Annotated in this window: 17 protein-coding genes; 13 read left to right on the plus strand and 4 right to left on the minus strand. The window is 53.6% G+C overall.

Annotation, left to right across the window (positions count from 1 at the left end):
• Positions 1–206 precede the first annotated feature (206 nt).
• The 8 genes from zapE to V5T57_RS13625 all read left to right on the plus strand — a co-directional run bounded on the left by zapE (position 207) and on the right by V5T57_RS13625 (position 14,566).
• Positions 207–1,292 (plus strand): cell division protein ZapE, encoded by a 1,086-nt coding sequence (gene zapE / locus V5T57_RS13590; protein ID WP_332891776.1) that lies wholly within the window; start codon positions 207–209, stop codon positions 1,290–1,292.
• A gap of 142 nt (positions 1,293–1,434) precedes the next feature.
• Positions 1,435–3,111 (plus strand): acetolactate synthase large subunit, encoded by a 1,677-nt coding sequence (locus V5T57_RS13595; RefSeq protein ID WP_332891777.1) that lies wholly within the window; start codon positions 1,435–1,437, stop codon positions 3,109–3,111.
• 159 nt (positions 3,112–3,270) lie between these two features.
• The gene (locus V5T57_RS13600) at positions 3,271–4,056 is read left to right on the plus strand and encodes a substrate-binding periplasmic protein (RefSeq protein ID WP_332891778.1); all 786 of its coding nucleotides are present in this window, start codon (positions 3,271–3,273) and stop codon (positions 4,054–4,056) included.
• A complete protein-coding gene (locus V5T57_RS13605; protein ID WP_332891779.1) occupies positions 4,053–5,939 on the plus strand; it encodes an ATP-binding protein in 1,887 nt (628 codons plus the stop codon). The genes V5T57_RS13600 and V5T57_RS13605 overlap by 4 nt, the downstream gene beginning before the upstream one ends.
• Positions 5,940–6,945: 1,006 nt before the next feature.
• Entirely contained in the window at positions 6,946–9,066 is a 2,121-nt protein-coding gene (acs, locus tag V5T57_RS13610) for an acetate--CoA ligase alpha subunit (RefSeq protein ID WP_332891780.1), read from the plus strand.
• 218 nt (positions 9,067–9,284) lie between these two features.
• Positions 9,285–12,344 (plus strand): response regulator, encoded by a 3,060-nt coding sequence (locus tag V5T57_RS13615; protein WP_332891781.1) that lies wholly within the window; start codon positions 9,285–9,287, stop codon positions 12,342–12,344.
• Between the two features lie 92 nt (positions 12,345–12,436).
• Positions 12,437–12,958: a cyclic nucleotide-binding domain-containing protein gene (locus V5T57_RS13620; RefSeq protein WP_332891782.1), complete on the plus strand. Its 522-nt coding sequence runs from the start codon at positions 12,437–12,439 to the stop codon at positions 12,956–12,958.
• A 408-nt stretch (positions 12,959–13,366) separates the two neighbouring features.
• Positions 13,367–14,566, plus strand: a complete 1,200-nt coding sequence (locus tag V5T57_RS13625) for an MFS transporter (protein WP_332891783.1) — start codon at positions 13,367–13,369, stop codon at positions 14,564–14,566.
• On the opposite strand, the gene V5T57_RS13630 is transcribed toward V5T57_RS13625, so the two are convergent.
• From V5T57_RS13630 to V5T57_RS13640, 3 genes are all read right to left on the minus strand, one after another.
• Positions 14,563–16,824: an ATP-binding protein gene (locus tag V5T57_RS13630; protein ID WP_332891784.1), complete on the minus strand. Its 2,262-nt coding sequence runs from the start codon at positions 16,822–16,824 to the stop codon at positions 14,563–14,565. The two genes, V5T57_RS13625 and V5T57_RS13630, sit on opposite strands and share 4 nt — an antisense overlap.
• Positions 16,825–16,831: 7 nt before the next feature.
• On the minus strand, positions 16,832–18,001 hold the full coding sequence (locus V5T57_RS13635; protein WP_332891785.1) for an amino acid ABC transporter substrate-binding protein: 1,170 nt from the start codon (positions 17,999–18,001) through the stop codon (positions 16,832–16,834).
• 137 nt (positions 18,002–18,138) lie between these two features.
• Positions 18,139–18,834, minus strand: a complete 696-nt coding sequence (locus V5T57_RS13640) for a glutamine amidotransferase-related protein (protein WP_332891786.1) — start codon at positions 18,832–18,834, stop codon at positions 18,139–18,141.
• Positions 18,835–18,970: 136 nt separating this feature from the next.
• Here V5T57_RS13640 and V5T57_RS13645 point away from each other — a divergent pair, with 136 nt between their 5' ends.
• Both V5T57_RS13645 and V5T57_RS13650 read left to right on the plus strand, forming a co-directional pair.
• The gene (locus V5T57_RS13645; protein WP_332891787.1) at positions 18,971–19,426 is read left to right on the plus strand and encodes a c-type cytochrome; all 456 of its coding nucleotides are present in this window, start codon (positions 18,971–18,973) and stop codon (positions 19,424–19,426) included.
• A 67-nt stretch (positions 19,427–19,493) separates the two neighbouring features.
• On the plus strand, positions 19,494–20,156 hold the full coding sequence (locus V5T57_RS13650; RefSeq protein WP_332891788.1) for a cytochrome b/b6 domain-containing protein: 663 nt from the start codon (positions 19,494–19,496) through the stop codon (positions 20,154–20,156).
• Here the strand turns inward: V5T57_RS13650 and V5T57_RS13655 are convergent.
• Positions 20,112–21,134: a DUF3592 domain-containing protein gene (locus V5T57_RS13655; RefSeq protein WP_332891789.1), complete on the minus strand. Its 1,023-nt coding sequence runs from the start codon at positions 21,132–21,134 to the stop codon at positions 20,112–20,114. The genes V5T57_RS13650 and V5T57_RS13655 overlap by 45 nt on opposite strands.
• A 217-nt stretch (positions 21,135–21,351) precedes the next feature.
• Here V5T57_RS13655 and V5T57_RS13660 point away from each other — a divergent pair, with 217 nt between their 5' ends.
• The 3 genes from V5T57_RS13660 to V5T57_RS13670 all read left to right on the plus strand — a co-directional run bounded on the left by V5T57_RS13660 (position 21,352) and on the right by V5T57_RS13670 (position 22,862).
• On the plus strand, positions 21,352–21,516 hold the full coding sequence (locus tag V5T57_RS13660) for a rubredoxin (protein ID WP_332891790.1): 165 nt from the start codon (positions 21,352–21,354) through the stop codon (positions 21,514–21,516).
• A gap of 155 nt (positions 21,517–21,671) precedes the next feature.
• Positions 21,672–21,800 (plus strand): hypothetical protein, encoded by a 129-nt coding sequence (locus V5T57_RS13665; RefSeq protein ID WP_332891791.1) that lies wholly within the window; start codon positions 21,672–21,674, stop codon positions 21,798–21,800.
• A 183-nt stretch (positions 21,801–21,983) separates the two neighbouring features.
• Positions 21,984–22,862 (plus strand): DMT family transporter, encoded by an 879-nt coding sequence (locus tag V5T57_RS13670; RefSeq protein WP_332891792.1) that lies wholly within the window; start codon positions 21,984–21,986, stop codon positions 22,860–22,862.
• Positions 22,863–22,931: the final 69 nt, after the last annotated feature.

The raw sequence follows: 22,931 nt of genomic DNA on the forward strand, positions 1-22,931 counted from the left end.
GGGAAATGGTACGCATCTGAAATGTTGATTGGCCTATAAGTAGCTATTTGGGATATGATGTGTCCATTCATGAATCACTCCGTACGGGTTTTAAGCGAAAAACGGGTGTCAAAACCCCCGTCATGCTGGTTAGCCGTATCGGTCGAGTGATCAGTACACATGAAATGGTGTGAAATACGGTTTGCGCACCATTGTGGAGAGACTTCATGTCCCGTATGCAATCCATCCATCCCTCTGATCTCTTTACCGCGCGTGTCAACGCTGGCACCTTGCGCGACGATGGCGATCAGGTGGCGGTCCTTCCTCAGTTGGATATCCTGGCCGAGCGTATGAACCTGCCTGTTGAGCGGGTTGAAAAGCGCGGTCTACAGGTGTGGCGTCCGCTGGAGGGTAAAAAAGTACCCCGGGGTCTTTATCTGCACGGTCCTGTCGGGCGTGGTAAATCCATGCTTATGCAGCTGCTGTTTGATGCGGCGGCGGTTTCAGAGAAGCGTCGGGTGCACTTTCATCCCTTTATGGAAGAGCTGCACCAGCGTATGCACCGCTGTAATCCACCCCGTGGCATCGATATGATGGACTATATCGCCAGTGAAATTGCCCAAGAGACCCGTCTGCTTTGTTTTGATGAGTTTTTTGTGACTAATATTGGCGATGCCATGTTGTTGGGGCGCCTGCTGGAGTCACTCTTTAAGTGTGGGGTTACTCTGTGTGCCACCAGTAACTGGGCACCGGAAAATCTGTTCCAGGGCGGCTATAATCGACTCAGCTTTATCCCCTTCCTTAAGGTCTTGCAGCAAAATGTGATCATTTTAGATCTGGCCCATGGTGTGGATTGGCGCCGTAACCCCCTGACCGATGGTAGTGAAGGGGAGCCCCAGACTTTTGATCAGATCTTTGAAGAGTGCGCGGGTGTAGCGGCCCTGCCCAAAGTGATGAAGCTTAAAAAAGAGGAGGTGACCGCCATCGGCGTGGGTAATGGGTGTTACTGGTTTGACTTTGCCGAGCTGTGTGAACAGAGCTTGGGGCGGACCGAGTATTTGGACCTGTGTAAAAAAGCCGATGTGGTGTTGTTGTCAGATATTCCACTGTTGACCGAAGAGCTCTCCGATCCGGCGCTGCGTATGGTGGTGTTGATTGACCTGCTCTATGAACACGGCATTCCACTGCGTATTGATGCCGCAGCCCCGGTTGATGAGCTCTGTACCGAAGGGCCGGTCTCCTTTACCTATGAGCGTACCGCGTCGCGTATGTTTGAGCTGATGCGCAAGCCGTTAAAGGTTGCTGAGGCATAATTTCAGGCTGGTTGGCAAAGATTAGGATTATAAAAAACCCAACCTGGACTATATTTGTCCAGATTGGGTTTTTTTGTGGAATTTTCCCTTTGGTTTCGGCTCCAAAAAAACATTGGGAATTTTGCTAGAGGAGGTGTGACCGATGTCCGTTTTGCAAGAGACAACCCCGAATGGCCAAAAAGGGGCAGACCTGCTGGTGAAGTGTCTGGAAGAGCAGGGTGTTGAGTATATTTTTGGTGTGCCGGGTGAAGAGAATTTGGATTTTCTGCATGCCTTGCGTGGTGCCTCCATTAAGCTGATCTTGACCCGTCATGAACAGGCTGCGGCCTTTATGGCGGCGACCTATGGGCGCTTAACTGGCCGCGCTGCGGTGGCGCTGACCACCCTGGGGCCTGGGGCTACCAACCTAACCACAGGGGTGGCGTATGCCCAGTTGGGGGGTATGCCGTTGGTGGTGATTACCGGGCAAAAGCCCATTAAAAAAAGCAAGCAGGGGCGTTTTCAGATCCTGGATGTGGTGGCCACCATGGCCCCCATTACCAAATTTGCGGAGCAAGTGCCCTCGGCCGATAAAATTCCCTCAATGGTTGCTGAGGCCTTTAAACGGGCGGAGCAGGAGCGACCTGGTGCGGTGCATTTGGAGCTGCCGGAAGATATCGCCCAGGAGTACACCCTTAATCAGGCCATGTCTAAAATATGGCTGCGCCGACCCCAGGCCGATGACATTGCCATTGCGCGTGCGGTGCAGCGTATTCAACAAGCTACCCGCCCACTGATGATGTTGGCCGCTGGGGCCAATAGGCGGCGGGTCTCTAAGTATTTACAAGATTTTGTGCAGAAAACCGGCATTCCCTTTTTTAATACCCAAATGGGTAAAGGGGTGTTGGATGAACGGCAAGAGACTTTTTTAGGGACCGCAGCCTTGACCGAAGGGGACTATCTGCACTGTGCCATTGATCGGGCTGATTTGATCATATGTATGGGGCATGATGTGACCGAAAAGCCACCGGCCATTATGGGGCATACCGGTACGGCTGAGGTGATCCATGTGAACTTTTATGCGGCGGAAGTTGATGATGTTTACTTCCCGACCATGGAGGTGATTGGGGATATCGCCGGTAGTGTCAAGCAGCTTACCGCCACCATTGAGCCACAACCCCATTGGGATTTTGCCTACTATAAAAAAATCCGTAAAGAGAACCTACTGCGTATTGCTGAGCGAGGGGATGCCCCGGATTTTCCCATCAAACCCCAGCGGTTTGTGCGTGATTTGCGGCGGGCTATGCCTGATGACGGTATTTTAACCTTGGATAATGGTATCTATAAAATCTGGGTGGCGCGTAACTACTTTGCCTACCAGCGCAATACGGTGCTGTTGGATAATGCTTTGGCGACCATGGGGGCTGGTTTACCCTCAGCCTTAGCCGCTAAAATTACCCACCCTGAACGAAAAGTTGTGGCGGTGTGTGGAGATGGCGGGTTCATGATGAACTCTCAGGAGCTAGAAACCGCTGTGCGTCTTAAGCTTGATCTGGTCGTGATCGTCTTGCGGGATAACGCATATGGTATGATCAAGTGGAAGCAGGAGGCGATGGGGTTTGACGATTTTGGCCTGGATTATGGCAACCCTGATTTTGTGCTGTATGCCCAAAGCTATGGGGCCCAAGGGTGGCGTGTGGACCGTACCGAGCTGTTTGAAGAGCTGCTCTGCCACTGTTTGGCAACCCCTGGGGTGCATCTGATCGAACTGCCGGTGGATTATAGTGAGAACCAGCGGGTTTTAACCGAAGAGCTGGCCCAGAAACAGTGCTTGATCTAACACGGTGAACACCCCGGAAAAGAGAACTTCGGTTCTCTTTTTTGTCAGTTTTGGCTATTTTTGGACACATATGGGGGTTCTTGTTTCCCTTCGTTGCAGGGTTAAGTTATTCTTACCTTAGCGTAAATCGTGAATGGGTGAGATGTGAGGGGAGACGCTGTGTCTGTGTTGTTTAAACCGGTTTGGGGTGCCGGTCTTAGGGGCGTGTGGATCGTTTGGCTGAGCTTGCTGCTCCTGCCACCCATTGCCCATGGGCAGCCTGTTGATGTGCCGCTGTTAACCTATCACACCCATCCGCCTTTTATTCTGAATGAAGATCAAGGTCTTAGTCATGATCTGGCCCGCTGGCTAACCCAGCAAAGCGAAGGGCGCTACCGGTTTACAGTACAGTCGGTCTCTCGCCCCTATCTGAACCGCTGGTTGACTACGGAACAGGTGGCTTTGGTACCCTGGGTGCACCCCGTGTGGTTTAAGGATAAAGCTCAGCATCGCTACCACTGGAGCCAAATACCCCTGATGAAAGGGGATAGTAATGTGCTGGTGGCGCGCAAGGATCGGCTAACATCCTATTCAGGGCCAGCCAGTCTGGATGGCTTGGTTTTAGGTGGGGTTTATGGGCACCACTATAAAGCGATTGATCCTTATATTGAACGCAGTGGGGCGTTGCGGCGGGTGAACGCCTCTAACCTGCAAGATAATATCAACAAGCTTTTAAACGGCCATGTTGATGTCACCTTAATGCCCCGTTCAGCCGCCCGCTATTTTCTGGCCCAGCTCTCCTCGGCAGATAGTCCTTTGCATGTCCTGCCTCAGCAGCATCAGGTGTATGATCGCTATTTAATGGTAGCAGGGGGGAATGCAGATCTGAAACACTGGGTGAATCAACAACTTGCCAATAAAACATACTATGCGCGTTGGCAAGCCTATGTGGCGCGCTATCAATGATGCGCCGTTCGGCAAAGAGTGATGCTTCCACACCTTCATCCATGCCGGGCCGGTTCCGCTCGATCCAAGGACGCTTCATACGGGTTGTGGCCTCTTTGGTTTTTCTGCTCTCAATCCCGCTTTTTCTCATTGTGGAGTTAAGCAGCTACTATAATGCGGTTGATGGCTTGCAAAAACGGTTGGATGTGGTGGCCTCCCTGCAAAGTCGGGCGCTATCCAATATGTTGTGGAATTTGGAAATTGGACCGGCTCAGCTGGTGCTCTCCGCTATTGTGCAGGATGCCGATATCTTGAGTGTGGCCCTGCATGATCACAATGGGCAATCCTTGGCCTATGTGGGGGATAAACAGGTTGGTCATCCGGCGCAGTGGGTTAAACGGGAACGCATCTATTTTGAGCATGACAGCCGCAAAGAGTACATTGGTCAACTGACCCTTTATGGCAGTGATCAACGTTTGTTGGATGAGGCGTTGAATCATCTGCTACGCAACGCTGCGATCTCCCTGATGTTGGTGGTTATTATTACCTTGATCGTGCAGTGGGCCTACCGGCGTACTGTGGGTAAGCCCTTGTTAGAGTTGCGGATGGCGATTGAGAGTATGGCGAGGGGCAACCGCAATACCCAGGTGGTTGGGCAGGATAACGATGAGTTTGGTCAGCTGATTACAGCGTTCCAGGTTATGCAGGAACAGGTGATTAGCCGGGAGCAAGCGTTGAGTGATTCTCAGCAGGCACTGGAGGCTGCGCTGCAACAGGCTGGTCAGGCCTCACGCGCCAAGAGTACTTTTGTGACCAACATGAGCCATGAGATGCGTACCCCGCTGAACGCCATGATTGGTATGGCGGATATCTTGTCCGATACCAAGCTCTCTCAAACACAAAAAGATTATCTTCAGGTTCTCTCCCGCAACGGCGATAGTTTGCTGCGGTTGATCAACGATGTATTGGATCTGGCCACCATTGAGTCGGGTCGGCTCTCTTTAAAGCGTGAACGGATTGCCCTTCGCCATTTGGTGGAGGAGGTGGTTCAATCACAAATTATGCGTGCCGAACAGCGTCATAACAGTCTGACCTACCAGGTTGCTGAAACGGTGCCAGAGTGGGTCTGGGGGGATGGCGCCAAGATCTATCAGATCCTGCTGAACTTGGTGGGCAACGCCATTAAATTTACCCACCATGGCACCATATTTGTGGAGATGAGGTGTGAAAAAGAGGGGTTTTTAACCCTGCAGGTGACCGATAGTGGTATTGGCATTGATCCCGCGCACCATACGCGCATTTTTCAACCCTTTTCCCAGGCGGATGAAAGCACCACCCGTAACCACGGTGGCACCGGTTTGGGGCTAGGTATCAGTAGCCATCTGGTGGCGCTGATGCAGGGGGAGTTACAGTTGGATAGCCAGCCTGGGTCTGGCAGCCGTTTTTGGTGCCATCTCTATCTCCCTCAGGCATCGGCTCCTGAAGAGGTGGCGGAGCTGTCCCAAACCCAGGGGGGGCGTCAGCAGGGTTTGCATATTCTGTTGGTGGAGGATGCTGAGGATAATCAGCTTCTGATCAAAACCTATTTAAAGAACAGTGCCCACACCTTAACCGTGGCCTATAACGGGGCCGAGGCGGTGGAAAAATATTGTGCGGGTAAGCGCTTTGATCTGATTTTAATGGATATGCAAATGCCGGTGATGGATGGTTATGAGGCCACCCGCCAGATCCGCTCCTGGGAAGAGCGCAACATGCGTAACTCTATTCCCATTTTGGCCTTAACAGCCCATGCCATGGAAGAAGAGCGGCAGCGTTGTCTGGAGGCGGGTTGTGACAAACACTTAAGCAAGCCCATTAAAAAGAAGCGCCTGCTGGATGTGCTGCAACGTTATGTCCCGGTATGAGTTGGCAACTCAGGGGCAGCTCCTCTAAGCCCCTCTTTATCCCCCTGGTTGATGGCTGACCCTCTGCATAGAGCTGTACATCGCGGTTGGTGGCTTACCCTTTAAATGCCCCTTTATCCCCCTGGTTGATGTCTGACCCTCTGCATAGAGCTGTACATCGCGGTTGGTGGCTTACCCTTTAAATGCCCCTTTATCCCCCAGGTTGATGGCTGACCCTCTGCATAGAGCTGTACATCGCGGTTGGTGGCTTACCCTTTAAATGCCCCTTTATCCCCCTGGTTGATGGTTGACCCTCTGCATAGCGCGGTGCCATCGTGGTTGGTGGCTTTCATTGAAAGGGGGAACGCTTAAGGGGGGGAGGCGCTGGTGTGTGGTGTCTCCAACCGTGATGGTGCCTGTTCACGCCCCCAAGGCTTTTGGTTATACCGTGTGGTGTGGTCACTTCTCTGGTCTATGGGCTTTAGATCCGTTGTCTGATCGCCCCTATTAGGGCAGGTGGCTATGGTTGCCCTCACCAGTTTGATCTCTTGAGGCATGTTGAGGATTGAGGGGCGTTCTCATGGTGCTTTGTGCGTATGGTCATAACGGTTGGCTGCCGGGGGTATTTTTTGGCCGTTGGTTTGCCTACCTGGCCTGGCCGTCGTTGGCGCAGGTCTGTAAATAAAAAAAGAGCTCTGTAGTTGGGCCGGTAGGTGCCCGCAAGAGGGACTTTATCCCGGTTGAAAAGGGGAGGCGCATATAGGGGACACGGTTGGTCTCCTTATTGGGCTTGAGCATGGTGCATCGTTGGGTTGAATAGAGCGATAAGGGGGATTTTTTTGCTTGATGGATAATGACTTGTCTCTGTTGCAGGTTTGTAGAAAAACCGTTACACCGGTGTCCCTGGTTTTTCAGTAGAGGGGGGTATAGTGTGCCTTTTAATGAAGGGTGTTGATGGATAGGCCAATGGGTTTATTGGCGCTATCCTGTACGGAAACTGAACTTTGAATTTTGGAGCACACCGAGCATGCATGATAACCTGGACGCCATTTTTAATCCCCACTCCATCGCGGTTGTTGGTGCCAGTAACCGTCCTGGCAGTGTAGGTCACGCCATTTTTTCCAACCTGCTGGGTACCTTTCAGGGGGTGATCTACCCGGTTAATCCACGGAATAGGGCGGTTATGGGGGTTCGGGCCTATGCTTCGATCTCTGCTTTGCCTGAGACGGTGGATCTGGTGGTGGTGGTGGTGCCTACGGCTCAAGTGGCCGATGTTATTGAGGATGCGGGTTCACATGGCATCCGCGGGGCCATTGTGATTACCGCAGGCTTTAAAGAGGTTGGGGGGGAAGGGCTGGAACATGAGCAGCGGCTTAAAGATGCCGTGGCCAAACATGGTATGGCCCTGATTGGTCCCAACTGTTTGGGGGTCATCAACGCCCATAAAACGGTGCGAATGAATGCCAGCTTTGCCACCAAGAGCCCCGGAGCAGGGAATATTGCCTTTATCTCCCAGTCTGGTGCGCTCTGTACGGCGGTGCTGGACTACGCCATGGGCCGTAATATTGGTTTTTCCAAGTTTATTAGCTTTGGTAATAAAGCGGATGTGACCGAGTGCGACCTGCTTGAGTATTTAAAAGATGATCCGGATACGGATGCCATCTTGATGTACCTGGAAGATATCAGCGATGGCCGCCGCTTTATTGAAACCGCCCGTCGGGTGGCGTGGGAGAGTAAAAAACCCATGCTGGCCATTAAATCTGGCACCTCTACCGAGGGTAAAAAGGCCGCCAGCTCCCATACAGGTGCGCTGGCAGGCTCTGAAGCCGCTTATGATGCCATCTTCTTGCAGGGGGGTATTCAGCGTGTTGAGACCATCAGTGAGCTGTTTGAGTATGCCCAGGGCTTTGGTCAGCAGCCTCTGCCGAAGGGTAACCGCATTGCCATTGTGACCAATGCGGGGGGGCCGGGTATTATGGCGACCGATGCGCTGGAGCGTCATGGTTTGCAGTTGGCGGTGCTGTCAGAGACCACCAAAACACGTCTAAAAGCCAAACTGCCCCCAACCGCCAACATTAACAACCCTGTAGATGTCATTGGTGACGCCCACCATGATCGTTATGAGGCCGCACTGGATCTGGTGCTTGCTGATGAAGGGGTTGATGGTGTGGTGGTGATCTTAACCCCGCAGGCCATGACCGATGTGCTGGAGACTGCCCAAATTGTACCCCGTGCCAGCAGCCGGGGTAAGCCGGTCATGTGTGCCTTTATGGGGGTGATGGATGTGCAGGAGGGGGTTGAGTATCTGCGCAGTCACGGTTTTCCCAACTATGAGTTCCCCGAAGCCGCTGTACGGGCATTGGCAGCCATGGCGCGCTTTAGTGAGCGCTTGCACTACAAACGGCGGCATGCCGCCCCCCAGTTTGATGTTGACCTGGATAAGGTTCAGCGGTTGATGGATCAGTTCTTGGGGGATGCGGATAGTAAATTGCTGCACCAGCATGAAGCAGGGCGTTTGCTGGAGGCCTATGGTCTGCCGGTCTTAAAAAATGGTTTGGCCACCTCGCTGGATGATCTGGAGCGGGTGTTGGATGAGGTGGGCCTGCCGGTGGCGATGAAGATCAGCTCTCCAGATATTATTCATAAAACCGATGCCGGTGGGGTGATGATTAAGCTCAAAACCCGTGAAGAGGCCCGTGAGGCGTTTGAAACCATTGTGGCCAACGCCAAGGCTTACGATGCCGGTGCAGAGATTACCGGCGTTTATGTGGAGCAGATGGCCAAAAAAGGGGTTGAGGTAATCTTGGGATCTTCCCGAGATCCCAAGTTTGGACCGTTGGTCATGTTTGGTCTGGGTGGGGTGATGGTTGAGGTGTTTAAGGATATCACCTTCCGTCTGGCCCCTATGTGGGAGATTAGTGCCGAACGTATGGTGCAGGAGGTTAAAGCCCACAAAATTCTGCAAGGGGTGCGGGGTAACCCGCCGGCAGATGTTGAGGCCATTCGTGAAGCGATCTTACGTCTGTCGCAAATGTTAACGGAAAACCCAGAGATCCAGGAATTGGACATTAACCCCATGATTGTTCATGCCCAGGGTAAAGGCGCTGCGGTGGCAGACTGTCGTATGGTGATTCAGCGGCGTAAGTAACCACGACAAAATGTGACAGGAAAAAACCCACCAACTAAAAGTTGGTGGGTTTTTTTGCTTCTAACTAATTCTAACGTCCCGTAATGCTGCTGGTAACGGGGGGGGAATTGGGGTAACGTGATTTGACGGATGTTATGTTCCGTTATTTTTTGTAAGGTTTGCCGGGTCTGGATCGGTAATGAATTATCATACTGTGGCGCTGCATCTATGGTAGGGCCATGTTTCTCTGTGACGGTGGCTTAGTCTCCTATATGATACTCTCCTGGAAATGGATGCTGGGTGCGATGCTGGCGCTGACTCTGCTGGTCGGTCTGCTGCTGGGCAGCCACTATTACTATCTGGAGCGCAGCAACCGCGAGGCGCTTAGCCAGCGGGCGGGCTCTACGGTGCAGTTGCTTTCTGTTTCCGCACATCATGCTGTTTTGTCTGAAGATATTAATACTCTGCGGGATCTTGCGCGTCAGGTTCTTAAGCAGCCAGATGTGATCTATTTTACCATTCAGGATGCCGATGGCCACTTTTTGCTCTTTCAAGGTAGAGATGGGGTCAGTAAGGAAAACTATAAAAAACGATCAGATCTGGCGCACTCGGTTTCTATTATAAAAGAGAGCGGTTATATTTTTGCTATTGTCGAGCTGGGTCTGTCACGGGCACAGATGCAGCAGGTCATTGGGCAAGCGATGCGTTGGAGCTGGAGCGCCGGTGGTGTGTTATGGCTGCTTGGCTGTTTGGCCATTTTTTTTGGGGGTTGGCGCCTGGGCCGTGGTGAGCTGCGCTATCATGATCTGTTTGCCAACCATACCGCCATTAAGCTGTTGGTTGACCCTGAAAATGATTACCGGATTATCGATGCCAACTGTGCCGCAGAGCAGTTCTACGGGTACAGCAAAGAGCAGCTGTGCGACCTGAAAGTTAGCCAGATTAATGTGCTCTCTGAACCTGAAATTATGCATGAAATGGCCAGTGCCAGCCGTGAAGGGCGTGACTATTTTTTCTTCCGTCACCAGCTGGCCAGTGGCGAAGAGCGGGAGGTGGAGGTTCACTCTGGCCCGGTGTCGTTGGATGGCCACACCATTCTTTATCAAATTGTTCATGACATTACCGATCGCCGCCGTTCGGAGCAGGCCCTGGAACGGGGACGTACCGAGCTGGAGCAGGCCAACCGTCGCCTGCATACGGTGTTGGATGGTTTGGAGGCCACTGTTTTTGTGGCCGATAGCCGTACCCAGCGTGTGCTCTATATCAATCGGACCATGTGGGAGCTTGTTGGGGATGTGGTGGGGCGTAAAATTGCCCACCTTTTTGATCCTCAAGCAGATGAGAAGCATAAAGTCTTGTGGGAGAGTGCGCACCTGTGGCCCAAGGTGGGGGCGCGGATTGCCCGTGAGTATCTGCACCCGTTGAATAATAAATGGTACCTCTCCCACATTCATGGGGTGGAGTGGAGTGATGGCCGCCCGGTACGCCTGGAGGTCGCCACCAATATCAGTCGCTTTAAGGAGTCGGAGCGGGCAACCCACCAGGCCATGGAGCTGGCGGATGACTCTACCCGGGCCAAGGGGGTGCTGCTGGATGCCGTGAGTCACGCTTTTACACCACCCTTGCAGAAGGTGACACAGGTCTTAACCTATCTAAAAAGCGAGGAGAGCAGTGCAGGCGAAGGGCGCTGGGTGAGTGAGCTGGAACGGGTTGTTGAGCAGCTAAATACCCGCATTCAGGATCTTCAGGTGTTGGGGCAGTTGGATGCACAAAGCCGTACCAGTATGGAACGCACCCCGTTTCGTTTTCGTTCCTTGCTTGATCGCTTGCGCAATCAGTACCCCTTGGGGGTCACTGTTGGTGGGGGGTTCCGTATTCAGTTGGAGTTGGATGATGCGGCGGCTGATCAACGTTTTTTAGGGGATCCTGGGCGGCATCATCAACTCTTTTCAGCCATGCTGCGCAGTTATGGTTTGGGTGCGCGGTGTGAAGGGGTCGTGATCCGGCTGGATGTGATCGCCACCGAGGGGGAGGATTCTAACCTCATTTTAGAGTGTTTCCCCAAACAGGTGGGGGGGGCGATGCGGACACAACATCGTTATCGTCCCTTTAGCCCTCTGCAGTCTTCACAGGGGGATGGTGAGCTGGCGCTGATTTTAATGGCGCGCTTGGCCCAGTGGATGGGGATTATGCTGGAGATCTCAACGGTGGGTGCCGCACAACCTGCGTTACGTCTGCATATGAAACTGCCGGTCTCTATGGGTGATCATGGGGCCACCAAGCGTCCCACTCTCTACCAGAGGCCTGCCTGGGATCCGCCTGCTCAGGATGATGCCGAGCCGCGGCCTTCCCGTGTACCTGAGATCAAGGATATACGGGGCTCCAAGGGGTATGATGCCCCAACGGTGCAGATCGTAGAGGATGGGCAAGCTGAGCCTACACACGGCCCAACCCCACCGCTCCAAGCGGGGCGTTATACCCTGTCAGAAGGGGGGGATATGCACCAGCATAGCCTGAACCTTCTGGTGGTGGAGGATGATCCGGTCAGTCAAATGGTGATCCGCGCGATACTGGAAGATCGTGGTCACCAGGTGACCATGACTGAGTCTGGGGAGCAGGGTTTGGCACTGGCCATGGACGGTGGCTGGAATATGCTGTTGGTGGACCGTATTTTGCCGGGTATGGGGGGCTTGGAGATGATTGAGCAACTACGCCAGGCCGAACAGCAGCAAGGGGCCATGGCTGTACCCATTGTGATGATGTCTGCCGAAGTCACCCGGGAGACGGTGGATGCCTGCCGTGAGGCTGGTGGTGATGAAATTCTTGTGAAACCCATCGTCTCTGAACGGTTGACGACCATCATGCGTCGTTTGGTGCCGGAGATGACCCAGGATGATGCTCCTGAAGATCCGGCCCAGGGTGAGACGGAGAGCCCGTCGCTTAATCGAGCTCATCTGGATATCCTGGCGGCAGAGATGACCAGAAAAGAGTTCCAGAACCTGTCGGAACGTTTTGAAAAAAATGCCATAAACTATTTGGTGTCGGCGTCGACCGCGTTAGAGCAGAGTGACCGGATAGGGGTGCACACCGCACTACACACACTGGCTGGCTCCGCCGCCAGTTTTGGGTTGCAGCAGCTCGCTGATACCATCCGTCATGCCAGCCATGAGAGTAAAAAGGCTGAGCCTGCCTGGTTAAAACAGGTCATTGGTGAAGGACATGATGAACTTAATGTTGGCATGAGGCATCTGAAAACTTATATGAACCAGGCCTTTCCAGATACTCAAACGAAGTCCTGATATTTTGGTAGAGAGACTGGTAGATTGGTGGTCTCTACTCTATGATCAGCCGGGACGTTACGCATATCTATAGGTCAATCGGGGGTTAGTCGGTGAATCTGGAACGTGAACTTCTCAGGAAAGTTTCATTTTTTCAAAAGTTTAGAGATGAAGAGTTGGATAGGCTTCTCTCCGAAGAGAGCTTTTTCTCTTTTTTTCAAAAGGGTGAAATCATTATCCGTGAAGGGGACAGCAACAGTTGCTCCCTGTTTGTGTTGATCCGCGGTGAAGCGGGGGTCACCAAGCTGGATGATAAAGAGAATGCCCAAGAGGTTGGTACACTGCCCCAAGGCGCCATTTTTGGTGAAATGTCCTTTATTACCAAAGCAAAGCGCTTTACCAGCGTATTGGCTTATGAGGATTGCACCGTCTTGAAGGTGGATCCTCAAGCGTTGGAGGAAATGGATCCTCGCATCCATATTTTGATCCAGCAGGAGTTAATTAGCCTACTGGTCTTGCGTCTGGATGAATCTAATAAGCGTCAAGCGCGTAAAGATTTGGTTAATCAGGAGTTGGTGACCTCGCTGCGTAGCATGCATGAACGGGTGGATGCGCTTAAGGAGAGCGGTGCATGAGCTGCTGACGATCCGTTGGTTAAGCCATACAAACCCCTTCTGGTCAGAAGGGGTTTTTGTTTTATTGGGGGCAACGCTGGGTAAGCTGTCGCCCCTTCTCTGGCTTGGGTCAGAAAGAGGGGGGTGTGTGCGGGCCAGTACACACCTGGGGTCTGGTGGTTTAATGCCCTAGGGGGTGGGCAGGCTTAGGCTAGCCGTACCCCCCGTTGTGGCGAGTCGTACATTGGAGCGTCCCCTGCTTGTTGGTGCTGGTGGCGGGGTATTCAGGCAGCCTGTGGGGTATTCAGGCTGTTCAAAAGGTTTTGGTATCGTGGGGAACCGTCAGCGAGGTTGGCCCGGGTCAGGCAGGGTCGGTACCCGCGACGCTGTGCAGCCATCATGGGACATGTGGGTATAGGTAATCGCGTCATGGATAGACTAAATCGTTGGGCTCAAAGTTGGGGTGGCTGGCGTTCACCAGAGATGCTCTTGCTGCTTTTGTCGGCGGCAATGCCTCTGGCTTTTAGTACTTGGCGTGCCCTGCTAAACAATTACAGTGTGGAGCAGGTGGGTTTTACAGGGCTGGAAATCGGCATACTTCAGAGTGTTCGTGAGGTGCCGGGGCTCTTAGCTTTTACGGCTATTTTTCTACTGCTGGTCTTCCGCGAACAGCGGGTGGCGCTGCTGATGCTGGCCCTGACCGGTTTTGGAACCCTGATCACCCCCTGGTTCCATACGCCAGAGGGGCTCTATTTCTCCACTTTGGTGATGTCCGTTGGTTTTCACTACTTTGAGACCATGCGTCAATCCCTGGCCTTGCAGTGGATTGACCGGGATCGAACCCCCGTTGTATTGGGCCGTTTGGCTGCGGTGCGTGCCTTCGGAGCATTGGTGGCGTTTGGCGGGTTGTATGTGGTGCTGACACTGTTTGAGTGGGACTACCCCCCCGCCTATATCCTGGGGGGGGGCTTGACCATGGCCCTGGCCCTGTTGGGGTGGTGGGTTTTTCCTCAGTTTCCTGAAAAAGTGCGCCAACACCGTAAAATTATTCTGCGTAGAAACTATCTGCTCTACTACAGCTTGACCTTTATGTCTGGGGCCAGACGGCAGATCTTTGTGGTGTTTGCCGGTTTTTTAATGGTGGAAAAATTTCACTATGGTGCCGACCAGTTAACTCTGCTGTTTCTAATCAACTGTGCCATTACCATCTGGCTGGCACCGATGATCGGCCAGTGGGTGCGCCAGCACGGTGAGCGCACCATGCTTATTCTAGAATATGTGGGTCTTATTGGGGTCTTTAGCGCCTATGCCCTGGTTGAGAGCCACTGGGTCGCCGCAGGGTTGTATGTGGTGGACCATCTGTTTTTCTCCATGGCCTTGGCCCTGAAAAGCTATTTTCAAAAAATTGCCGATCCAGCAGATATCGCCCCTACAGCTGGTATCTCTTTTACCATTAACCATATCGCGGCGGTGGTGATCCCAGCCCTGTTGGGGATTGTTTGGCTGACCAGCCCCAGTACGGTGTTCTGGTATGGGGCGGGCATGGCGGTGATCTCGCTGATCTTGGCAACCCGCGTACCCAGCCGGGACTTTTTGGCCAATTTAGCGCCGGTTAAGCAGAGTGCCTAAAGCAGGTTGATCAGGGTCTCTTTTTTGACCGGTTTGGTGACGTGGGCATCGCACCCGGCCTGTATGCTACGCAGGCGATCTTGCTCAAAGGCGTGGGCGGTTAATGCGATAATACGTACAGGCTCGTGGCCATGCTGCTTCTCCCAGTGGCGGATATGTTGGGTGGCTTGGTAGCCATCCAGCAGCGGCATTTGTACATCCATCAAGATCAGGTCAAAGGGGGCTGCGCAGTGTGTGGTAACAGCGGCTTCACCATCCTCAACCGTGACTACGGTATGGGCGGTCTGTTTTAGGTAGTGGCGGATGAGCATGCGGTTATCACTGGCATCATCCGCAACCAAAATACGTAAGCTTTGATCGGGGGTGGGGGGCGCTGTGAGGGACGGCTCTGTTTTGGTGGAGGGTACCCCACAGTGCTGGGTAAGGGTGCGTAACAGGCTGTCCCGCTGAAAGGGTTTGGTTAAATAGTGGGCGTTGGCCGCCCGCACCATGGCCAAGTCACTCTCCCGGCGTAGCTCCCCAACGATGAGTGTGTGTATGCCATGTTGGTTCAGCGACTCAACCAGTTCCAGCGCTTGGTGAAAGGCGCCCATCTCCCGCCCGGTTAACTCAATTAAAGCCCCGCAGGGGGTCTGTTCATGCATCAGGGCTTGCAGATTAAGGGGGGCATCCAGTGCATGGTGGTGTAGGTGCGCCCCTTCGGACTCCAGCACCGAGCGTAACACGGAGAGATGGTGACCGGGCTGGATAAACAGCAGGTGTAAGTTTTGTAAAAATTGCTGGTTTTCTTGGGAGGCCTGGGTCTGCTGACACACCACAGGCAGGGTTAATGTAACGGCAAAGGTGCTGCCTTGGTTGGGGCTGCTGGTTAGGCTGATGTTGCCCTGCATAGCCTGCACCAAACGGTTGGAGATGGTCAGCCCCAGGCCCGTGCCCCCAAAACGCCGGGTAATGTAGCGGTCTGCCTGGGTAAAAGCTTGAAAAATAGTGGCCTGTTTGGCTTCAGGAATGCCGATGCCGGTATCGATAACGGAAAATTGTAGGGTGCAGCTGTGGGCATCCTGCGTGCAGACCTCCAAGTGTAAAACCACCTCGCCCTGATCGGTGAACTTGACTGCGTTGCCTGCCAGATTAATGAGGATTTGACGCAAGCGGTTGCCATCCCCCTCCACCTGTAAGGGGATCTCCCCCGCTTTGCAGGTGGAGACCTCCAAGTTTTTCTCTTTGGCCTGGATCTCCACCAACTCGGCCACCTCCACCATCAGCGCTTCTGGTGAGAAGGGGTGGTTGTGGAGCTCAATTTTACCGGATTCAATGCGGGCAATATCCAGCACATCATTAATGATCAGCAGCAGGTTCTCTCCTGCATTGCGCAACATCGCCACATACCGGTATTGATGGCTATCCAGGTGGGTCTCATCCAGCAGCTCCGTCATGCCGATAATGGCATTCATGGGCGTGCGTATTTCATGGCTCATGGAGGCTAAAAAATCACTCTTGGCCTGGTTGGCGGCATGGGCTTCTCGGGTTTTATCATGCAGAGCGTGGGCGAGGGTGGTTACCTTATCACCAAGATATTCAAACTCCTGGGTGCCCCGGTAGGGTGGTGCCTGATCATTCTGCAGGGTCGCTAAAATGGTAGAGATGGGGTGGTGAATGCTGCGTCTTAACAGGGCAATGGCCAAAATGGCCACCAGGATCAACACCCCCCCCAACAGCAGGTAGAGCCGGTTTAGCTCGGCTACCAGCCCATGGTAGGCTTGTTGGTTGCGGGCCAAGGTGATGGTCCAGTTCCAGGGGCTGAAGGGGCTGTGGTAATAAAAATAGGCCCGCTCGTTTAAAGTGATCGCGCCCATCGTAGACGCTAGATGCGCCGCGTGTTGTGACTCAGGCGCTTGGTCAAAAGCTGGGGAGTGAAAGAGCATGTTATCCCCCTGGCTAACCTCCCCTTCCAGCCCGTAGCGGCGGATAAAATCTTCAAACTGAGCCAGCGCGCGCCCCTGGATAATACGGATCATCACCGGGTTGCTGTCGCCCCCTCGGCGGTTAAGCTCCATATGCTGTTCATCTAGAATATCCAGCATCAACAGGTTGAGATTGCGTAGATCCCGGTGGGCACTGGTGCGTTCCAGGTTATGCACAAACTGGGTAACGGCCATATGTAGGGTGCTGCCCAAAAGCAGAATAACCAGCGCAACCACCAGAAGAATGCGTGCAGTCAGGCTTTTATACAGTGGGTGGGCCACAGGTAGGGGCATCGCATCCTCAGGGGTTGGCTGCTGGGCCAAATTGGGGTTGGGAGCTGGCTAAGGTATCAGGCCAGACAATACTCTTTTTCCCATTTTGCCACTGAATGGTTAGGGGGAAATGACGGATCTGGTTGCCCGATTTATCCACACCATAGCGACCGATAATACTGATAAAACTGTTTTGTCGTAACGATTGACGTAAGGCGTTGCGATCCAGGGTGCCCATTTTTTTTACCGCTGCGGTTAAGATCTGCCCGGCTGCATAGGCATCCGCCGCATGGTAGGAGGGGGCCACCTTAAAGCGGTCTATAAAGGGTTGGGTAAAGCGCGCTCGATCTTTGGGGTGGTGCAGCGCCTCAGGCTCCCATTGTGAGGCTGAAAAACTGTCCTCAGCCAGCGCCCCCAGCTCCGTTTTATAGCGTGGCAGCACAGGACCCACTGTGGCAAAGTAGGCCTGGGGTTGATAGGTGACCTTATGCAGCGCCTGACGCATGCGTACAGACTCATGAAAATGGCCACACACCAACAGAGCAGGGGCTTGGGTTTTTTTAACCGCCTGTGCCAGAGGGGTCAGATCGGCCCGCCCTTTTTTAAACTGTTGCTGCAACACCACCTGTAAACCAAAGCGCTCTGCCCACTGCTTGGCCCCCGTTGCTAAGGCACGAGAAAAGCCATCATCTGCATGTACAATGGCCACCTCGGTGATCCCTTGTAGAGCGATCAGCTCTAAAAAACCCACGCTGTAACGGCTGGCCGGTGTAAAGAGACCAAAGAGATTCTTATAACCGTGCTGCCAGAGCTTGTCTGAGGCCGCGCCAGAGGCCAGCATTGGCAGGCCATGTTTCTCAACAAGGGGCATAACCGCCTGTGTCAGCGTACTGGAGTAGGGGGCCAGGAGCAGGTCGACCTTTTTCTCCTCAAGCAGGTGTTGATACTGCTTGATGGCATGCGTCGGGTCGCTCTGATCATCCAGAATGGTCAGTACCAGAGGGCGCCCCAGTAATCCGCCTTGGGCATTGGTCTGTTCCACCCACAGTTCAAAGGCCCGTTTTTGCATGATGGCTAAGGGGGCATAACGACCGGTTAACCCTAATGATCCACCCACCTGAATGGGTTCGGCCAGGGCCAGGTTGCTTAGGCACAGAAAAAACATGCTGAAAAACAGTGCCAATAGGCGGTGAATCATACCAGCTCCTTAACCGGGGTTATGGTTTTGTGGGTAAAACGGTTTTGTGACATGTAAACCTATGAATAGAGTTGGAATATGCGGCGATTAGTTTAGTGGTTCGTCGATAAGTGGTCCAGGGAAAAGTGCTGTGGCGGTTAAGGGGTGAAAAAATCCCCAATCCAACCGGCCAATGCGTCGTTATGGTTATTCTGCTGCAAGCTTTGTAGAGCTTCTTCAACCTGTTTAGCGGGTAGACGCTCCTGTCGGCTACGGATCAGTGCCGCGCAGTAGGCCCCGGAAAATTCCGGGTGACCCTGCATGGTTAGAATATGCTCCCCTATACGGAGCATGGCGTGGGGGCAGTGCGCCGACTGGGCAATGGTTTGGGCCGCTGTTGGGGGGGTGAGAACTTGGTCTTGATGGCTATAGTGGAGTTTGGCCTGGGCCAAGGGGTGTCCGGGTCGTAGTTTGGTGGTTTGAATCCCCAACCCCCAGCCTTGGGGGGCCTTGGCGACATCCCCACCCAGGGCACGGGCAATGATTTGATGACCAAAACAGATGCCCACCAGTTTACGTTGCTGCTGGTGTAGGCGTACGATATACGCTTGTAAGGGCTCAATCCAGGGCTCCGTATCATAGACAGAGCTGGGTGAGCCGCAGATCAAAAAACCCGCAAAGGCATCCATATCCTGAGGGTAGTGCCCCTGTTGGACATCAAAACAGTGGAGCTGTAGTTGCGGGGCATATTGGGCAAAGAGCTGCTCAAACATACCAAAGTATTCACCAAAGGCGGGTTGTAGTGGCTTGGGTACATAGCCCGCACGTAGGTAGGCGATGGCATGTTTGGGCATGGTGGCTCCTTGGGGTATCATTTTTTTTTAAAGGTTGAAAAGGTTATCGGGAACTTGCGACGTTTAAAAAGGGTCCATTGCTACGATCCCCAAAACCTTGCCGGATCATTTTAAACCATTGTCAGGAGTTAAATGAATGAAGATGTTTAAAATTTTAGCTGTTTCTGCCGCCATGTTTGGTCTGTTGGGTGGTGTTGCTCAAGCTGCAGATGCCGATAAGGTGATCCAAAAGCGTAAAGGTGTGATGACGGTCATTGGGGCCAATATGGGGTTTATGGGCTGTACCTTAAAAGGTAAGTGTGACGCAGGCCCCAAGGTCACCCTAAAGCAGGCCAAAAGCTTGGCGTTTGCGGCCTCAATCTCCTTGGCGACCTTTAAGAAAAATGCCCGTGGTGCCTCCATTAAAACCACCGCCAGCCCCAAGATTTGGGATGACTGGAAAGGCTACAAAAAAGGGATGGGTATGATGGTCACCCGTGCCAACGCCCTGGTGGATGCCGTGAAGAGTGGCGAGAAAAAGCGTATGGGTATGGCCATGAAGGATCTGGGGCAGACCTGTAAAGGGTGCCACGACAACTTCCGTGAAAAATAAGTCATCCCGTTAATAGCGGTCGCCCTGTTTGCTCTAAACAGGGCGACCTGGTTACTTTTGGGGGCGCATGATGACACCACAGCCGATCACCATATGGGACCTACCCACCCGTCTATTTCACTGGTTGCTGGTCCTGCTGATTGTGGGATCGGTCTACACCGTTAAAACAACCCAAATGACCCTGCATGCCCAGTTTGGATATGCCATCTTAACGCTGGTTTTATGGCGTGTGGGGTGGGGTGTGTGGGGCTCTGCAACCAGCCGTTTTAGCCACTTTGTTAAAGGCCCAGGGGCTGTTTTTGCCTATTTGCGTACCCTGTTGGCGGGTCAACCTGCACACCATGTGGGGCATAATCCGGCTGGGGCATTAATGATTGTCGCCTTATTGGCTCTGCTTTTGGTGCAAGGGGTTGGTGGGCTGTTTGCCAGCGAAAACACCTTCCTCTTTTTTGATGGTCCCCTGGTGCATTGGGTCGGAGCCGAGTGGAGTGAGACCATCACGTTTTGGCACAAAGGGGCGTTTAATCTTCTCATCGCCTTGGTTGCCATTCATGTGCTGGTCAACCTGCTCTACTTGTGGCTTTTTAAGCACAATTTAATCCTCCCCATGGTCACAGGGCAGGGGGCCGGTCAGGCGGGGGATCCCGCTCTTTACATCGCACCACAACAGCGGGCATTGCTCACGCTACTGCTGGTGATGGCGTTGGTTGGCAGCCTGCTTCTTCTTTAAACGGTGGCTGCTGCGTCGCAGCCATCCTGGCAGTGCCATAATTAACAGACCACCCACCATCCACAGTGGGTCATAGTCGGGGCGCACCATCGCGTAGGCCTGCTCAGGGTCTTCGGGGTTGACCCGTGCCTCAATCACTTGACCAATGGAGTAGTATTGCTTCAGGTAGCTCTCCGCTTTGGCTCGGGTGGCAAAGCTGGGGGGGGATTGGGCCAAGTAGCCCCCCATGCTCCAGCGCTCTCCCTCCCAAACATAACGGAACTGAACCTGCGGTTGGTAGGAGACACTGCTGGTCAGCCAGCGTGGGGTGTGGTGGGTCAGCATATCCACCGCATTGTAGGTCACCACCCCAGGGGTGGTTTGCCAGCGGGCATACAGCTCGACTTGGTGCATCATGCCACGACCGCCACCATGGATCACCATCCATCCCCCCACCACAATCATGAACCAACTTAAGGCCGGGCTGCTTGACCGCTGGCCAGCGGGGCGTGGTTCAGGAACCGGCTGTGAGATCACTGGGGGAATCTCTCCACGGCAAGAGGGGCAGATGACATCTTCCGCATGGGGGTTGTGAAAAGTGGGGTGAAGTAGCCCCGCTTGGCGCCACCAAAAGGCGGTTAGGCGTAGGAGTTGATGGTTACGGCTAATGCTCAGCCCCTGGCTCTGCTTGATTATCCAGGCAATGTTACGGTGACAGCGGGCACAGGATGGTGCGGGCAGGTCCCAACCATCCACCCGGCCATGATAATCTGTACTGAGCAGGCGGTTTACACGGCGTACCCGCCGGTGCAGGGTTGGCAGTTCCAGCAGTGCGGCAAGCAAGGGCAGCCCTGTCCAGCACAACAGTATAGAGAGCCTGCCGAGCATGGGATCGCGCAGGTAGAAGTGGTGCCCTCCCAGCCATCCGGCTGTGAGCAGCCAAAAATAGGCTGTAAAGGAGGATTTCTGCACAAGCATAATAAAGGTTTGGGCTCCCATTAGAGATCGTTTGTTGGTGCCATTGTTGAAAGTGGGGCCATTTTTTTCAAGCCTGAAATCAAAAAAGCGGTCAGATGTTGGGATTTGTCTATATAGGACAAAAAAGGTCCTTAATGTATGGAACCTATGCCCTCATTGTCTACTCCATAGTTTCATAACGTTTAACACTTCCGTGATATGCACGGTTTGATATATGAGAAAATGAAGGAGAGGTGCCATGAAAAAATGGGTTTGCAATGCCTGTGGATTTGAATATGACGAGGCCGAAGGTATGCCGGATGATGGTATTGCTCCAGGCACCAAATGGGAGGATGTGCCCGAAGATTGGGTCTGTCCTGACTGCGGCGTAGGTAAAGATGAATTTGATATGGAAGAGGCCTGATCAGGCCTTATAAAAGACGGACTGAATGACTAAAGCCGTACAAGCTTCCCCCGCTTGTGCGGTTTTTTTTTGACGGTTGAGCCTATGGCGCTGGCCGTGCTGTAGCGTGCTGTAGCGTGCTGTAGCGGGGTTGGTCGTGCTGTAGCGGGTTGGTCGTGCTGTGGTGGGGTTGGCCGTGCTGTGGTGGGGTTGGCCGTGCTGTAGAGGGGTTGGTCGATGCGCCTATGGCGCTGGCCATGTTGTTGCGGGCCTGTTGTTGGCAAGGGGCGCTTAAAGGCGATTAGGGTCTGTTGCGAGCTAGGGGGGCCAAAGCCTGGGGGCTGTGACGCCACATAAGGTTCGTTTAAGCGGTGCGTGGTGGTAGGCTCTCTTTGTGAGACAGGGCAGGGGTCTGCTGGGGCTGGTGTCGTGGTGGGGATGCTTGCACGCGGTGGGTGGTTGTGCTGGGGTAATCGATCGGGGGCGGGATGCCGGAACATCGTCGGGCATTGATGATGATGATTGTCAGTGGATTGCTGTTAAGTACCATGGGGTTGGTGGTGCGTGGCGTGGCGGAGGCCAACCAGGGGCAGATTGTCTTTTGGCGTGGTTTTTGGTCAGCGGTGGGGATGGGGTTTATCCTCTGGGTACAGAACCGGCCGCAAACCTGGCAACGCTTTACCGAGCTGGGGGGGGTAACCCTCTATGGGGGTGTTCTGGCTGGTCTGGCTTCCATGTGTTTTATTTTGGCCATGTTGCATACCACGGTGGCCAACGCCATGTTTACCATGAGTGCCCTGCCCATGTTTACCGCTCTACTGGCTTGGTTGTTCCTTAAAGAGTCTGTTGGGGCTGTGACGCTGTTGGCCATGTTCTTAGCCATGGGGGGCATTGGGTTGATGGTCTGGGATGGCCTGAGCGCAGGGGGGCTTTTGGGGAACCTGTTGGCGCTATTGGCCGCACTAAGTGCTGCGGGCTTTGTGGTGATACTTCGCCATGGGCGCCACCGTAATATGCTACCAACCCTGGTTATAGGGGCGCTATTCTCCATGGGGGTTGGTGGTGTGTTGGCGCAGGGTCAGTGGGTGATCTCCTGGTATGATCTGCTGTTATGTTTTTTGTTGGGTGGGGTGATCTCTGTGGGGGGGCATCTGCTCTTTATGTTGGCGTCTCGCGCTTTGACAGGGGTTGAGCTGACCCTGTTAACACTGATTGAGTTTGTGCTTGGCCCGGTGTGGGTCTGGATGTTGCTTTCAGAACAACCCTCCACCCTGACCTTGGTGGGGGGGAGTGTGGTGATGGTGTCGGTTATTGGCCAATCATGGTGGCGTGGTCAGGCCCTTAAGCGCCCGACAGCCTCTTTTTAAGGCTGTTTTGTCGCAGAGTATGGCGCTTTATCCATTCTTTAAGTGGGGGGCGGGTGGGAAAAAATGGTA

Source organism: Magnetococcus sp. PR-3 (assembly GCF_036689865.1).
Classification (GTDB): Bacteria; Pseudomonadota; Magnetococcia; order Magnetococcales; family Magnetococcaceae; genus Magnetococcus.